General features: G+C 64.2%; 15 protein-coding genes. 9 read left to right on the top strand and 6 right to left on the bottom strand.

All coding sequences use genetic code 11. From position 1 onward, the window contains the following. The 6 genes from EBS11_RS08570 to EBS11_RS08545 form a co-directional block, all read right to left on the bottom strand. Positions 1-843: a Rossmann-like and DUF2520 domain-containing protein gene (locus EBS11_RS08570; RefSeq protein ID WP_290602035.1), complete on the bottom strand. Its 843-nt coding sequence runs from the start codon at positions 841-843 to the stop codon at positions 1-3. A 9-nt stretch (positions 844-852) separates the two neighbouring features. After that, on the bottom strand, positions 853-1440 hold the full coding sequence (locus EBS11_RS08565) for a DUF924 family protein (RefSeq protein WP_290602034.1): 588 nt from the start codon (positions 1438-1440) through the stop codon (positions 853-855). 15 nt (positions 1441-1455) lie between these two features. Next, positions 1456-2196, bottom strand: coding sequence for an MgtC/SapB family protein (locus tag EBS11_RS08560; protein ID WP_290602032.1), 741 nt, complete (start codon positions 2194-2196; stop codon positions 1456-1458). Next, positions 2197-2451 carry a hypothetical protein gene (locus tag EBS11_RS08555; RefSeq protein WP_290602030.1) on the bottom strand — a complete coding sequence of 85 codons (255 nt, stop codon included), beginning with the start codon at positions 2449-2451 and terminating at the stop codon, positions 2197-2199. It lies immediately after the preceding gene. Continuing rightward, positions 2451-4262, bottom strand: coding sequence for an aminopeptidase P family protein (locus EBS11_RS08550; RefSeq protein WP_290602029.1), 1812 nt, complete (start codon positions 4260-4262; stop codon positions 2451-2453). The genes EBS11_RS08555 and EBS11_RS08550 overlap by 1 nt, the downstream gene beginning before the upstream one ends. Before the next feature lie 83 nt (positions 4263-4345). Beyond that, positions 4346-5044, bottom strand: coding sequence for a Crp/Fnr family transcriptional regulator (locus EBS11_RS08545; protein ID WP_290602027.1), 699 nt, complete (start codon positions 5042-5044; stop codon positions 4346-4348). Between the two features lie 180 nt (positions 5045-5224). On the opposite strand from EBS11_RS08545, the gene EBS11_RS08540 reads away from it, so the two are divergent. From EBS11_RS08540 to EBS11_RS08500, 9 genes are all read left to right on the top strand, one after another. Continuing rightward, a complete protein-coding gene (locus tag EBS11_RS08540; RefSeq protein ID WP_290602026.1) occupies positions 5225-7156 on the top strand; it encodes an AMP-binding protein in 1932 nt (643 codons plus the stop codon). Positions 7157-7170: 14 nt separating this feature from the next. Beyond that, positions 7171-7986 carry an ABC transporter ATP-binding protein gene (locus EBS11_RS08535; protein WP_290602024.1) on the top strand — a complete coding sequence of 272 codons (816 nt, stop codon included), beginning with the start codon at positions 7171-7173 and terminating at the stop codon, positions 7984-7986. Positions 7987-8006: 20 nt separating this feature from the next. Beyond that, entirely contained in the window at positions 8007-8903 is an 897-nt protein-coding gene (locus tag EBS11_RS08530) for a branched-chain amino acid ABC transporter permease (protein ID WP_290602148.1), read from the top strand. Between the two features lie 69 nt (positions 8904-8972). Continuing rightward, on the top strand, positions 8973-10031 hold the full coding sequence (locus EBS11_RS08525) for a branched-chain amino acid ABC transporter permease (RefSeq protein WP_102292772.1): 1059 nt from the start codon (positions 8973-8975) through the stop codon (positions 10029-10031). A gap of 64 nt (positions 10032-10095) precedes the next feature. Then, positions 10096-11415: an ABC transporter substrate-binding protein gene (locus tag EBS11_RS08520; protein ID WP_290602022.1), complete on the top strand. Its 1320-nt coding sequence runs from the start codon at positions 10096-10098 to the stop codon at positions 11413-11415. A gap of 71 nt (positions 11416-11486) precedes the next feature. Then, entirely contained in the window at positions 11487-12332 is an 846-nt protein-coding gene (locus tag EBS11_RS08515) for an ABC transporter ATP-binding protein (protein WP_290602021.1), read from the top strand. Between the two features lie 15 nt (positions 12333-12347). After that, complete coding sequence (locus EBS11_RS08510) at positions 12348-12701, top strand: MmcQ/YjbR family DNA-binding protein (protein ID WP_290602020.1); 354 nt, start codon at positions 12348-12350, stop codon at positions 12699-12701. 1 nt (position 12702) lies between these two features. Beyond that, entirely contained in the window at positions 12703-13959 is a 1257-nt protein-coding gene (locus EBS11_RS08505) for an AMP-binding protein (RefSeq protein WP_290602019.1), read from the top strand. A gap of 63 nt (positions 13960-14022) precedes the next feature. Then, positions 14023-14604, top strand: coding sequence for a hypoxanthine-guanine phosphoribosyltransferase (locus tag EBS11_RS08500; protein WP_290602017.1), 582 nt, complete (start codon positions 14023-14025; stop codon positions 14602-14604). The last annotated feature ends 18 nt before the right edge of the window (positions 14605-14622 follow it).

The raw sequence follows: 14622 nt of genomic DNA, 5'->3' as shown, positions 1-14622 counted from the left end.
TTATTGCCCGCGCTTGCGGCGGGCCAGCTCCTGCGTGGGCGCCACCAGGGCACGGTAGAGTTCACCCGTGGCGGCATCCCACTGCTGCACCGCCTGCAACTGGCGTTGCACGGTAGCATCATCGCCGCGCGCGATGGGACCACTCAAGGCCGGCGCGGCGCCCAGGCGAAACACGTTCGCCGCCGCTTCCGTCACCAGCGGCTGGGCCAACTGGCGCGCCACGGGCTCGGGAATGCCCGCCGCCTGGTAGGCGCGCAGGGCCGCATCGAGCACCGTCACCAGGTAATTGCTGGCGAACACGGCCGCCGCGTGATACAGGGTCTTGGCGGCCGGGTCGATGGGCACGGGGCGCGCGCCGATGGCGATCAAGGCTGGTGTCAGGAAGGCCAGCGCCAGCGGATCACCTTCGATGCCGCAAAAGGTGCCGTCGAACGTGGCCGCCACCTGGGCCGGGTCGGCAAAGCTGCGGATCGGATGCGCACTGGCCACCGAGGCGCCCGCCTGCGTGGCCGCCAGCAGCACGTTCGACGCCAGCGCGCCGCTGCAGTGGAAGACGATGGCGCCCGCCTGGCGTCCTTCGGCCACCAGCGCCGCGCAGGCCGGGCCGATCTGGTCATCGGAGACGGCCAGCATGGTGACGTCGGCATGGCGCAAGGCCGCATAGCTGTCGACGGGGGTGCCGGCGCCGATGAAGTCCACGGCCGAGCGCGCCGACGCCATCGAGCGCGTCAGCACGTCCTGCACCAGGATGCGGCCACCGTTCGTGCCGTCCAGCTGCGCGAACAGGCGTCCCAGTACGCGGCCCACGTGGCCGGCGCCGATGATATTCAAGGTCAGATGCATGGCGGTGCGCTAGAAACTCGAACCCGGCTGGCGCAGGAATTCCACCTCTTGTGGCGAGGAAGCGCGGCCCAGGATGGCGTTACGGTGGGGGAAGCGGCCGAAGCGAGCGATCACTTCCTGGTGGCGCTGCGCGTAGTCGAGCATGCTCTCGAAACCGGGCTGCGCCTGCGACAGCAGCTGGAACAGCTCGACGGCGCGCGCCTGCATGGCCAGGTCTTCCGCGTGCTCGAACGGCAGGTACACGAAAGCGCGCAGCATCGGCGGCAGTTGCCGGTCAAGACCTTGCTCCGTCATGGACACGGCCAGCGCCAGCGCCTGGCTGTCGCCGGCAAACGCGCGCGGCGTGCCGCGATACACATTGCGCGTGAATTGATCGAGCACGATGATGCGCGCCAGCGCGCCAGGCGGCGTCGCCTCCCATGCGCGCAAGCCGCCAGCGATGGCGGCATCGATCAGCGCGCCGAAGCGCTCGCGTATCTGCGCGTCGAAAGCGTCGTCCTTGCGGAACCACTCCGCGCGCGCCTGGCCATGGCCGGGATGATCCGGCGGCAGAAACCAGAAATCGAGTACGTCTTGGGCCTGTGCATCCATGTTCATTCTGTTGACGTCCGGTTAATTGCGGGCATGCGACAGCTGGAAGCCGGCGATGCCGTCGAAGGCGGCCAGTTCGGCCGACATGGCCGACAGGCTGGCGCCCGTGTTCTTGCCGTGTGCGATGGCGACGAAGCGCCATTCCTGCATGCCGTCCGTGCTGCCGATGGTCAGCGAACCGCTGGCGATATCGTAGCCGCGCTTGGCCGCCATGCGCCGCAGCGCATCTTCACGGGGGATGAAGTCGCGCTTGAAACGCATGGTGATGGCCACGGCGTGGCGCGATGGCAGCCAGTTTTCCAATTTTGACAGAAAAATCATCGCCATCGCGCACAGGAAGGCCAGGCCCATGGCCGACAGATAGAAGCCGATGCCCACCATGATGCCGATCACGGAAGAGGCCCAGATCGAGGCGGCCGTCGTCAAGCCGCTGATGTTGAACCCCTCGCGCATGATGACGCCGGCGCCGAGGAAGCCGACCCCGGTGACGATGCCCTGCACGATGCGCGTAGGGTCGCCGCCGACGACGGCGCCGTGGCCGCCGTACCAGAATTCGGGATAACCGCCCAGCACCGTCAGGGCGGCCGAGGCCATGCAGACAAGGCTGTAGGTACGCATGCCGGCCGCGCGCCCATGGTACGAGCGCTCGTAACCCACCAAGAGCCCCAGCAGCAGCGCGCCCAGCAGGTTCAGCAGGATCACGCCATTCGTCGCCAGCTCGGACGGCGACCAGTAGGCGCGCAGGAAGTCGATGGTCGGCATTTAGTCCTGGGGCTTTTTCGTCAGCTGCTTTTCAAACGCCACATCGAGCTTGCTGACGCGGCGCGCCTTTTGCGGCCCCAGGCCGCTCACGAACGCGACAAAGGCGTCCAGCTCCAGCGGCGGGCACAGAGGCGGCAAACCGGGACCTTCCGTGAGGAAGAACAGTTCATCGCCCGTGCGCGCCATCGTGTACAGGCGGTTGCCGGTGCGTTCCTTGAGGCGCTCGATGGCGGAGGTAGCGCGGGTCGAGCGCATCAGATGGCTCCCGTGCGCTGTTCCAGCCACGCCAGCGCGTCGCCGGAGAGCAGCGGCGCCAGGCGCGCGCGCACAGTGGCGTGATAGTCGTTCAGCCAGGCCGCCTCGTCGTCGCGCAGCAGGCTGCGCTCCACGCAGCGCGTGTCGATCGGGCACAGGGTCAAGGTCTCGAAGCGCAGAAATTCTCCGAATGGCGTCGTTTCGGCCGATACATTCAGCACCAGGTTCTCAATGCGGATGCCCCACTGGCCCGGACGGTAGATGCCCGGCTCGACGGAAGTGATCATGCCCGGCTCCATGGCCGTCTGCGGCTCCGGCATGGCGGACTGCGAAATCGACTGCGGACCTTCGTGGACGTTGAGGAAGAAGCCCACGCCGTGGCCCGTGCCATGGCCAAAGTCGATGCCCTCTGCCCACAGGGGCGCGCGGGCGATCGAGTCCAGCATGGGCGACTTCACGCCGCGCGGGAACTGCGCGCGCGACAGGGCGATCATGCTGCGCAGGACGAGGGTGAAGTCGCGCCGGTGTTCCGCCGTGATGCTGCCGACGGGGACCACGCGCGTGATGTCCGTGGTGCCGCCCAGGTACTGGCCGCCGGAATCGATCAGCAGCAGGCCGTCGCCCTCGATGGTCGCCTCGCTGCCTGCATGGGCGTGGTAATGCATGATGGCGCCATGCGCATTGAAGCCGGCGATGGTGCCGAAACTGGGACTGACAAAGCCGCTGCGGCGCGCGCGGGCGGCCGTCAGGTGCTCGTCGACGCCGATTTCCGTCAGCGGTGCCCGCTGCGGGTCGGCCAGGGTGGCATCGAGCCAGCTGAAAAATTCGCACAGGGCGGCGCCATCCTGCTCCATGGCGGCGCGCACGTGGGCCGCTTCGCTGTCCGTCTTGCGCGACTTGGCAAACGTGGTGGGATTGATGGCTTCCACCACGCGCACGCCGTCAACCACGGCCTGGCGCGTGCCATAGGTGATGCGACGCGGGTCGAGCAGCAGGGTGGCGCCGGCCGGCAAGGCGGCCAGCGCGGCGGCCGCGCGGTCATACGCGGCCACGTCCACGCCCTGTTCTTCCAGGGTGGCGCGCAGGGCCGCAGGCACTTTGCCGTCGGCGACGAATAAGGTAGTGCGCTCTGGCCCCACCAGCGCATGCGCGAGGAAAACGGGGTTGTAATGCACGTCGGCGCCACGCAGGTTGAACAGATATGCGATGTCGTCGAGCGTGGAAATCACGTGGTGGCTGGCGCCGTGACCCGCCATGCTGGCGCGCAGGGCCGCCAGTTTCTGCGTGCGCGACAGGGCCGGATACGCGGCCGCGTGCTCGTACACGGGTGCGGCCGGCATGGCCGGACGGTCCGGCCACACGGCGTGCAGCACGTCGGTATCCGTGCGCAAGGTCACTTGCGCGCCCAGCGCCTGCTGCAGCAGGCGCGCATTGGCCAGGCCCAGCACGGCGCCGTCGACGGCCACCGTCTGCCCCGGCTGCATGGTCTCGCCCAGCCAGTCGATATACAGCACGCTGGCGCCGGACGGGATTTTCTTCAGCACGATGCCGCTGCCGGCCAGTTCGTCTTCCGCCTGCTCCCAGTAGCGGCCATCGGTCCACACGCCGGCAAAATCCTGCGTGACGACCAGGGTGCCGACGGAACCCGTAAAGCCCGACAGCCACTCGCGGCCCTGCCAGCGCGCCGGCAGGTATTCGGACAGGTGCGGGTCGGCCGAAGGCACGATCAGCGCATCGATCCGCTGCGCGCGCATGGCGGCGCGCAGCTCGGTCAAACGGGAGGCGGGGGTACTCTGAACGGATGTCTGCATGGCGGCGAAAAGGTGCGGTGCTGGGAAGCGCCTATGATACCGCGATTAGCCCGGCGCTTGCAGGGCGTTCCGGCGGCGCGGCCTCATTCGCCATCATCGGCTTCATAGCGGCGCAAGCCATCGAGGTCCAGCACGCGGATGCCGCCGTAATCGAGGCGCAGCAAGCCCTTTTTTTCCAGCACCTGCAAGGCCTGGTTGGCGCGCTGGCGCGAAGAGCCGGACAGCAGGCCGATTTCTTCCTGCGACAGCTGCACCAGCGTGTCCACGCCCGGGTACAGGTGCGAGTTGAACATCGACGCCAGGCAGCGCGCCACGCGCGTGTTCAAGTCCAGCAGGCGCTCGTTTTCCACCATGCCGATGAACTGGCCCAGACGCTCGTTGAGCTGCATCAGCAGGAAGCGCGTAAATGGCAGGCTCGTTTCCAGCAGCCAGTGGAAGGTCGCGCCGGGCAGGCGCGCCACGCGCGTGTCGCGCAGGGCCATGGTGTCGTATTTGCGGATTTCATTCTTCAGCAATGAACCTTCGCCGAACCAGCTGCCGGGCGGCACGCCGATGAAGGTCATGGCCTTGCCCGAGGCGGAAAAATTATTCATTTTCACCATGCCGCTGATGACGCCGATCCAGTTGTCCACCGGCTCGCCCTTGCGGCAGACAAAGCCGCCTTTCGGCACGAAGGTTTCAAACACATCCGCCTCGACCCGCGCCAGTTGAACGGGGTCGAGCAGCTGCGCCCAGTGGGCCGCGCGCACGGCATCCTTGAGACTGATATCAGGGTTGGTCATTGTGCGATGCACCATCGAAAAGTGGGTAAATGTCCCCGAAAAGACAACTCGGCAAACTAACGCAAGCTACTATCATTGCACAAACGCCTTACACATAAAAAACACAGAGCGCCATCCAACGAGGTGGGGCCTGAGACAAGCAACAGGGAGACACTGGTGCAGACACATACCACAGCAGCAATGCCGACTTTTCCGCGGCGCTTATTGCAACACGGGACGGTACGATCCGACAAGCCCGCCTTTCGCGAAAAATACCTGGGCATCTGGCAGACCTGGACCTGGGCCGAAGTCAACGAGGAGGTGCGCGCGCTGGCCTGCGGCCTGGCCGCCATCGGCTTTCAGCGCGGCATGAACCTAGCCATCATCGGCGATAACCGTCCCCGCCTGTACTGGGCCATGCTGGCCGCGCAAAGCCTGGGCGGCGTGCCCGTGCCGCTCTACCAGGACGCGCCGGCCGCCGACATGGCCTACGTGCTGCAGGATGCGCAGATCCAGTACGCCATCGTCGAAGACCAGGAGCAGGTCGACAAGCTGCTCGAACTGAAAGCGCTGTACCCGCACGTGGCCCACATCGCCTATGACGACGAGCGGGGTATGCGCCACTACCGCCAGCCGGAACTGCTGTCCTTCGCCACCCTGCAGGCACTGGGCCGCAGCTACGACCGCGAACACCCCGGCTTTTTTGAGGCGTCCGTGGAGGCTGGCCTGGGCAGCGATTCGGCCGTCATCCTGTACACCTCGGGCACCACGGGCAAACCGAAGGGCGTGTGCCAGAGCCACGCGGCGCTGCTGGCCGCCGGCGAAGGCTGCGTCGCCTTCGACAAGCTCACCGACGATGAAGACATCCTCTCCTACCTGCCCATGGCGTGGGTAGGCGACTGCCTGTTTTCGCTGGCGCAGGCCATGGTGGCCGGCTTCACCGTCAACTGTCCCGAATCGGGCGACACGGTGATGATCGACATGCGCGAAATCGGCCCCACCTGCTATTTTGCGCCGCCGCGCGTGTTCGAGAACATGCTCACCAGCGTGATGATACGCATGGAAGACGCGAGCAGCATCAAGCGCCGCATGTTCAGCCATTTCATGGACGTGGCCAAGCGCTGCGGCGCGCAGATCTTGGATGGCAAGCCCGTGCCGCTGGCCGATCGCCTCAGCTACAAGCTCGGTGAAGTCCTCGTCTACGGTCCCTTGAAAAACGTGCTGGGGCTGACGCGCGTGCGCGTCGCCTACACGGCCGGTGCCGCCATCGGCCCGGACCTGTTCCGCTTCTACCGTTCCATCGGCGTCAACCTCAAGCAGCTGTACGGCTCTACCGAAACCTGCGCCTACGTCTGCCTGCAACCGGACGGCAATATCAAGTTCGACAGCGTGGGCTTGCCCGCGCCGGGCGTGGAAGTCAAACTGGCGCACAACGGCGAAGTGCTGGTGAAGTCGCCGGCCACCATGAGCGGCTACTTCAAGCGCCCCGATGCCACCGCCGAAGTGATCGACAGCGACGGCTATTTCCATACGGGCGACGCCGGGGTATTCGATGGCGAAGGCCATTTGAAAATCATCGACCGCGCGGCCGACGTGGGCAAGATGAATTGCGGCGCCATCTTCGCGCCCAACTACATCGAAAACAAGCTCAAGTTCTTCCCCTTCATCAAGGAAGTGGTGGCCTTCGGCCATGCGCGCGACCAGGTGTGCGCCTTCATCAACATCGACATCGAAGCCGTGGGCAACTGGTCCGAACGGCGCGGCATCGCCTACTCCGGCTACACCGACCTGGCCGCCCGCGCCGAAACGTATGGCCTGATCCGCGACTGCATCGAGCAAATGAACGCGGAACTGGCGGCCGACCCGCTGATGGACCGCACGCAGGTGCACCGCTTCCTGGTACTGCACAAGGAACTCGATCCCGATGACGATGAACTGACGCGCACGCGCAAGGTACGGCGCAAATTCATCGCCGAAAAATATGCGGTACTCATTTCCGCCCTGTATGAGGGCAAGGCAACGCAATACATCGAGACCCAGGTGAAGTTCGAGGATGGCCGTATAGGGTCGACCAGCGCCGACCTGCAGATCTGGGACAGCAAAACGTATCCGGCCCTGGGCCTGGCCGCATGATGGAGCACAGCACGATGCAAATGAACGAACCCGACGCCCATTTCGGCACGGCCCGCAAGACCGGCCCCGTGATCCTCGACCTGAAGAACATCTCGCTGTCGTTCGGCGGCGTGAAGGCGCTGACCGACATCTCCTTTGACGTCAAACAACATGAGATCCGCGCCATCATCGGCCCGAACGGCGCCGGCAAAAGCTCGATGCTCAACGTGATCAACGGCGTGTACCGCCCGCAGCAGGGCGAAATCATCTACCGGGGCGAACACCGGCGCGGCATGGATTGCTACGCGGCCGCCAAGTCCGGCATCGCGCGCACCTTCCAGAACATCGCCCTGTTCAAGGGCATGACGGTGCTCGACAACATCATGACGGGGCGGAACCTCAAAATGAAATCGAATTTCCTGCTGCAGGCCCTGTACTGGGGCCCGGCGCGGCGCGAGGAAATCGAGCACCGCAAGAAGGCCGAAGAAATCATCGACTTCCTGGAAATCCAGGCCATCCGCAAAACGCCCGTGGGACGCCTGCCCTATGGCCTGCAAAAACGCGTGGAACTGGGCCGCGCGCTGGCGGCCGAGCCGGAGATCCTGCTGCTGGACGAACCGATGGCCGGCATGAACGTGGAAGAAAAACAGGACATGTGCCGCTTCATCCTCGACGTCAACGACCAGCTGGGCACGACCATCGTGCTGATCGAGCACGACATGGGCGTGGTGATGGATATCTCCGACCGCGTGGTGGTGCTCGACTACGGCAGGAAGATCGGCGACGGCACGCCCGACGAGGTGCGCAGCAACCAGGATGTCATCAACGCCTACCTTGGCACGAGCCATTAATCCCCGGGACCCGTATGAATATCAATTTCTTCTTTGAAGTGCTGATCGGCGGCCTGCTGTCGGGCGTCATGTACGCGCTGGTGGCCATCGGCTTTGTATTGATCTACAAGGCTTCGGGCGTCTTCAATTTCGCGCAGGGCGCGATGGTCTTCTTCGCCGCCCTCACCTGCGTCGGTTTCATGGACAAGTTCGGCCTGTCGCTGTGGCTGGCCATTCCGCTGACGATGGTCACCATGATCGTTCTGGGCATGGCGATCGAACGGGTGGTCTTGCGGCCCCTCGTCAACCAACCCGAGATCACCCTCTTCATGGCCACCATCGGCCTGACCTTTTTCATCGAAGGCCTGGCCCAGCTGATGTGGGGCTCGCAGGTGCACAAACTGGACCTGCCCATCGAAGACGTGCCGATGCCCTTCCTGATGGACCATTTCAACATCATCGTCTCGCAGTTCGACGTGGTGGCGGCCGGCATCTGCGCCCTGCTGGTGATTTGCCTGGCCCTGCTGTTCTCGAAAACCAAGGTGGGCCGCGCCCTGCGCGCCGTCGCCGACGACCACCAGGCGGCGCTGGCCGTGGGCATTCCGCTGCAGCGCATCTGGGCCGTCGTGTGGGGCGTGGCAGGGCTGGTGGCCATGGTGGCGGGCCTGCTGTGGGGCGCGCGCAACGGCGTGCAGTTCGCGCTGACCTTCATCGCCTTGAAAGCGCTGCCCGTGTTGATCCTCGGCGGCTTTACCTCCGTGCCGGGCGCCATCGTCGGCGGCTTGATCATCGGCGCGTCGGAAAAGCTGGCCGAAGTCTATCTGGGTCCCATGGTGGGCGGCGGCATCGAAGGCTGGTTCCCGTACGTGCTGGCCCTGCTGTTCCTGCTGGTGCGCCCGGAAGGCCTGTTCGGCGAACGCATCATCCGGCGCATCTGACGCCGCACCGCCGTCGTCGCAACATGCATACCGCGCACAACGCAATCGCTCCACCGCAAAGGACACCCCATGATTTATCGTGAAGCAGGACAATTCAAGACCAGCTACCAGGCGGACAACCAGATCTTCCCGATCCGGCAAGACCGCCTGGCATTGACGGCGACATTGATCGCCGCCGTGTTCATCCTGCCGTATTTCGCCTCGCCGTACATGCTCTCGGCGATTCTGATCCCCTTCCTGATCTTCGCCCTGGCGGCGCTGGGCCTGAACATCCTGACGGGCTACGCGGGCCAGCTGTCGCTGGGCACGGCCGCCTTCATGGCCGTTGGCGCCTTTGCCTCGTATAACTTCATGGCGCGCCTGCCCGGCTTGCCGCTGCTCGTGTCATTCATCCTCGGCGGCCTGTGCGCGGCCATGGTGGGCATCGCCTTCGGCCTGCCTTCCCTGCGCATCCGCGGCTTCTACCTGGCCGCGTCGACGCTGGCGACGCAGTTCTTCGTCGTCTGGTGCCTGACCAAGATCCCGTACCTGACCAACTACAGTTCCTCGGGCGTGATCACGGTGCAGAAGATGAGCATCCTCGGCTACCAGTTCGACACGCCGCAAAGCAAATACCTGCTGGTGCTGGCCATCGTGGCCGGCATGGCGCTGCTGGCCAAGAACATGATCCGCTCGAACGTGGGCCGCTCGTGGATGGCCGTGCGCGACATGGACATGGCGGCCGAAGTGATCGGTTTCCGCCTGATGCGCACCAAGCTGCTGGCGTTTGCCGTCAGCTCGTTCTACTGCGGCGTGGCCGGCGCGCTGTATGCGTATGCCTACCTGGGCACGGTGGAGCCGGAAGCGTACAACCTGGACCTGTCCTTCCGCATCCTGTTCATGATCATCATCGGCGGCGTCGGTTCGATCCTCGGCTCCTTCCTGGGCGCGGCCTTCATCGTGCTGCTGCCCGTCTTCCTGAACACCATCGCGCATGGCCTGGCGCTGCCCACCAGCGTGGCCTCGAACCTGGAATTGATGGTGTTCGGTGCGCTGATCATCTTCTTCCTGATCGTCGAGCCGCACGGCCTGGCCAGGCTGTGGCAGATCGCGAAAGAAAAACTGCGTTTGTGGCCTTTCCCGCATTAAGAATTTGTACCTTGCAGTCAGATGTCGGTTCTGTTGAAAACCAAATAAAACAAGAGGAGACACAATGAAACACATCCAATCGCTCATGCTGGCCGCCGCCATCGCCAGTGCCGCACTCACCATGGCCGGCAGCGCGCAGGCACAGGACAAGGAACAGTACATCGCCCTGCCGTCCTACCGCGTGGGTCCCTACGCGGCCGGCGGTTCCGGCTTCTACGGCGGCATCATCGACTACTTCAACCTGGTCAACCAGGCCGGCGGCGTGAATGGCGTGAAGATCAGCTGGGAAGAGTGCGAAACGGAGTACAACCCGTCGCGCGGCGTGGAGTGCTACGAACGCCTGAAAACCAAGCAGGGCGGCGCCACCCTGGTGGAAACCCTGTCCACGGGCGTCGCCTACGGCATCCTGGACCGCGTGGCACAGGACAAGATCCCCATGACGATGATCGGTTACGGCCGCTCGGACGCCGCCAACGGCAAGGTCTTCCCGTATGTCTATCCGCTGATCTCCAGCTACTGGAGCCAGGCCGCCGCCATGATCAAGTACCTGGGCGACAAGGATGGCGGCATGGACAAGCTGAAAGGGAAAAAAATCGTCCACCTGTACCACGATTCGGCCTTCGGCAAGGAGCCGTTGCCCGTGCTCGAAGCGCTGTCGAAACAGTACGGTTTCGAACTGGTGAAAATTCCCGTCGCGCCGCCAGGCAGCGAACAGCAGTCGCAATGGCTGCAGATCCGCCAGGCCAAGCCGGATCACGTGATCCTGTGGGGCTGGGGCGTGATGAATTCCGTGGCCATCAAGACGGCGCAGCGCAACGGCTTCCCGCGCGACAAAATGCTGGGCGTCTGGTGGGCCGGCTCCGAGGAAGACACGATTCCATCGGGCGACGCGGCCAAGGGCTACACGGCGATGACGTTCAATACGCCGGGTAACTACCCCGTGCTGGACGACATCCGCAAGAAGCTCTACGCATCCGGCAAGGGCAACCTGGCCGACCAGTCGCGCATCGGTTCCGTCTACCACATGCGTGGCGTGACGGCCGGCATCCTGTGGGTGGAAGCAATCCGCACGGCGCAGGAAAAATTCGGCAAGGGCAAACCGATCACGGGCGAGCAGATGCGCTGGGGCCTGGAAAACCTGAACGTCGACGATGCGCGCCAGAAGGCCGTGGGCGCGCTGGGCATGTTCCCCACCGTGAAAACCAGTTGCGACGACCATGAAGGTTCGGGCGCCGTGAAGGTGCAGCAGTGGGATGGCAAGAAGTGGACCGCCATCACGCCGAAGTGGATCGTCGGCGACAAGGCCCTGGTGCGCAAGCTCGTCGAGGAATCGTCGAACAAGTACGCGGAAGAGAAGAAGATCACGCCGGCATGCATGAAGTAATGCCGTAGGCGGGAAGAACCGGATCGGCGCCGACGCGCCGGTCCCGTGTTGAACATTTTAAAGAAGCAGCCATGACCCACACTGCCACGCAATCGCCGCCCCAGGCGGACGCACCGCCACCCTACCTGTCGGTGAACAATATCGAAGTCATCTACGACCACGTGATCCTGGTCCTGAAAGGCGTGTCGCTGCAAGTGCCGCAAGGCAAGATCGTGGCGCTCTTGGGCGCGAACGGCGCCGGCAAGTCGACCACCCTGAAAACCATCTCGACCCTGCTGCGCGGCGAGCGGGGCGACGTCACCAAGGGCGAAGTCCAGTTCAAGGGCGAGCGCGTGGACCAATTGACGCCGAATGAACTGGTGAAGCGGGGCCTGTCACAGGTGATGGAGGGACGCCACTGCTTCGGCCACCTGACGATCGAGGAAAACCTGCTGACGGGCGCCTACACGCGCAGCCTGTCGCGTGGCGAATTGAAAGAGGCGCTGGACAAGGTGTACCACTATTTTCCGCGCCTGAAAACGCGGCGCAGCAGCCAGGCCGGCTATACCTCGGGCGGCGAGCAGCAGATGTGCGCCATCGGCCGCGCGCTGATGGCCAAGCCGTCGATGATTTTACTGGACGAGCCGTCGATGGGCATCGCGCCGCAGATCGTCGACGAGATCTTCGGCATCGTCAAGGACCTGAACCACAAGGAAAACGTGTCGTTCCTGCTGGCCGAACAGAATACCAACGTGGCCCTGCGCTACGCCGACTTCGGCTACATCCTGGAAAACGGGCGTGTCGTGATGGAAGGGCAAGCCCAGGAACTGGCCAGCAATGAAGACGTCAAGGAGTTTTACCTGGGCGTGTCCAGCGCCGGGCGCAAGAGCTTCCGCGACATGAAGTTCTACCGCCGCCGCAAACGCTGGCTGGCCTGACGCGGGAGGCAAGACATGGACCTGGAGCGGGCGAAAGCAGTCTGCCGCGGCTTTCCCGGCGCGACAGAAGACATCAAATGGACGAACGTGCTGGCGTTTTCTGTCGGCGGCAAGATGTTCGCCCTGTGCGGCGCGGAAGCCGGCAGCACGCGCGGCATCAGCTTCAAGGTCGATGCGGAACGCTTCCTGGAACTGACGGACCGCCCCGGCTTTCGCCCGGCGCCCTACCTAGCGCGGGCTGGGTGGGTGCTGGTCGCCAGTCCCGACGCCCTCGACGACGCTGAAATGGCCGCTCTGCTGCACCGTTCATATCGCCTGATTGTTGCTGGGCTGACGAAAAAACTGCAATTGACATTGGAGAATCCGTAACATGACCGATACGCTCGACAGTCTGGAAACGCGCGCGCCCGACGCACGCGAACGCGAATTGATGGCCGCCCTGCCGCAGCTGATCGCGCGCGCGCAACAGGCGCCGGGCTGGGCCCGCATCCTCGATGGCATCGATGCGGCCAGCATCACCAGCCGCACGGCGCTGGCGCAACTGCCCGTGACGCGCAAGTCCGACCTCAAGCAATTGCAGCACGATGTCCTGCCGTTCGGCGGTTTGAACACGACGCCGAAGAACGCCCTGTCGCGCGTGTTTGTTTCGCCCGGTCCCATCTTCGACCCGGAAGGCCGGGGGCCCGACTGGTGGCGCTTCGCGCGGCCCATGTACGCAGCCGGCGTGCGCGCCGGCGGCCTGCTGCAAAACTGCTTTTCGTACCACTTCACGCCGGCCGCCTTCATGGTCGAAGGCGGTGCCGCACGCATCGGCTGCACCGTCATCCCGGCCGGCATCGGCCAGACGGAAATGCAGGTGCAGGCGATGATGGATCTGAAGCCGGACACGTATATCGGCACGCCGTCATTCCTGAAACTGATCATCGAAAAGGCGCGCGAGATGGGCGCCGACATCAGCAGCGTCACCAAGGCCGTGATGGGCGCAGAAGCCTTGCCCGAGTCCCTGCGCAGCTGGTTTGCAGCGAACGGCGTGCCGCACGTGTTCCAGACCTATGCCTCAGCCGACATCGGCAGCATCGCCTATGAAACGGCGAGTAATGGCAAGCTCAATCCGGGCATGGTCATCGACGAGAACGTGCTGCTGGAAATCGTCCATCCGGGCAGCGGCACGCCCGTCGCACCGGGCGAAGTGGGCGAGGTCGTCGTCACCGTCTTCAATGCCGACTATCCGCTGATCCGCTTTGCCACGGGAGACTTGTCGGCCGTGCTGACGGATGCGCCGGATTCGCCATGCGGGCGCACGAATACGCGCATTAAGGGCTGGATGGGGCGCGCCGACCAGACCACCAAGGTGCGCGCCATGTTCGTGCACCCGTCGCAGGTACATGAGATCGCGCGCCGCCATCCGCAGATCAGGAAGGCACGGCTGGTGGTGTCCGGGCGCATGGCCAACGACGAGATGACTTTGCATTGCGAAGTCGACGATCCCCATGACGCCAGCGGCACGGAGGCCATCATCGGGTCGATACGCGAACTGACCAAGCTGCGGGGAGACGTCGTACTGGTGGCCGTGGGCAGCCTGGCGCAGGATGGGAAAATCATCGACGACATGCGCGATTACAAATAAGGCCGATTTGCGGGATAATACCCGCATTCATCATCAGCCCCATTCATCGCCATGCAAGAGTCCATGCAAGAATTTCATCACAACCGTGCCCGTGACCTGATCAAGAACGCGGAACTGCTGTTCGACCAAGATACCGTGCAGGCGTCGATCACGCGCATGGCCGATGTGCTCAACACGCGCTTCAACGCCGACGACTCGAAAGAGTTCCCTCTGGTGCTGGGCGTGATGGGCGGCGCCGTCGTCTTTACGGGCAACCTGCTGCCGCAACTGAGCTTCCCGCTCGAATTCGACTACATCCACGTCAGCCGCTATGGCGACGACGACAAGGGCGGCGAAGTGGTGTGGAAAGTCATCCCCCGCTCGAATGTATCGGGCCGCACCGTGATCGTGCTCGACGATATCTTGGACGAAGGCGAAACCCTGGCGCACGTCAAGCAGCGCCTGCTGGACATGGGCGCCTCCGAAGTGATCCTGGCCGTGTTTGCGGACAAGGCCATCGGCAAGAAGAAACCTGTACAAGCCGATATCGTCGGTTTGGTCATCCCGAACCGCTTCGTCGTCGGCTTCGGCATGGACGCGTATGGCTACTGGCGCAACCTGCCGGGCCTGTGGGCCATCAAGCCCGAGGATTTGAAGCAGGAATAAGCCATCTTGCAAGATGGC

Origin of the sequence: Janthinobacterium sp., assembly GCF_009923995.1 — a bacterium.
Lineage (GTDB): Bacteria > Pseudomonadota > Gammaproteobacteria > Burkholderiales > Burkholderiaceae_D > Janthinobacterium.
Note: the sequence above shows the minus strand (reverse complement) of the source record. Positions and strands in the feature narration are given on the sequence as shown.

Coding starts and splice junctions, on each gene's coding strand:
- EBS11_RS08535 (WP_290602024.1), top strand. CDS start 7,171: ATGCAAATGAACGAACCCGACGCCCATTTCGGCACGGCCCGCAAGACC.
- EBS11_RS08500 (WP_290602017.1), top strand. CDS start 14,023: ATGCAAGAATTTCATCACAACCGTGCCCGTGACCTGATCAAGAACGCG.
- EBS11_RS08510 (WP_290602020.1), top strand. CDS start 12,348: ATGGACCTGGAGCGGGCGAAAGCAGTCTGCCGCGGCTTTCCCGGCGCG.
- EBS11_RS08505 (WP_290602019.1), top strand. CDS start 12,703: ATGACCGATACGCTCGACAGTCTGGAAACGCGCGCGCCCGACGCACGC.
- EBS11_RS08520 (WP_290602022.1), top strand. CDS start 10,096: ATGAAACACATCCAATCGCTCATGCTGGCCGCCGCCATCGCCAGTGCC.
- EBS11_RS08565 (WP_290602034.1), bottom strand. CDS start 1,440: ATGAACATGGATGCACAGGCCCAAGACGTACTCGATTTCTGGTTTCTG.
- EBS11_RS08570 (WP_290602035.1), bottom strand. CDS start 843: ATGCATCTGACCTTGAATATCATCGGCGCCGGCCACGTGGGCCGCGTA.
- EBS11_RS08545 (WP_290602027.1), bottom strand. CDS start 5,044: ATGACCAACCCTGATATCAGTCTCAAGGATGCCGTGCGCGCGGCCCAC.
- EBS11_RS08555 (WP_290602030.1), bottom strand. CDS start 2,451: ATGCGCTCGACCCGCGCTACCTCCGCCATCGAGCGCCTCAAGGAACGC.
- EBS11_RS08560 (WP_290602032.1), bottom strand. CDS start 2,196: ATGCCGACCATCGACTTCCTGCGCGCCTACTGGTCGCCGTCCGAGCTG.
- EBS11_RS08525 (WP_102292772.1), top strand. CDS start 8,973: ATGATTTATCGTGAAGCAGGACAATTCAAGACCAGCTACCAGGCGGAC.
- EBS11_RS08550 (WP_290602029.1), bottom strand. CDS start 4,262: ATGCAGACATCCGTTCAGAGTACCCCCGCCTCCCGTTTGACCGAGCTG.
- EBS11_RS08540 (WP_290602026.1), top strand. CDS start 5,225: ATGCCGACTTTTCCGCGGCGCTTATTGCAACACGGGACGGTACGATCC.
- EBS11_RS08515 (WP_290602021.1), top strand. CDS start 11,487: ATGACCCACACTGCCACGCAATCGCCGCCCCAGGCGGACGCACCGCCA.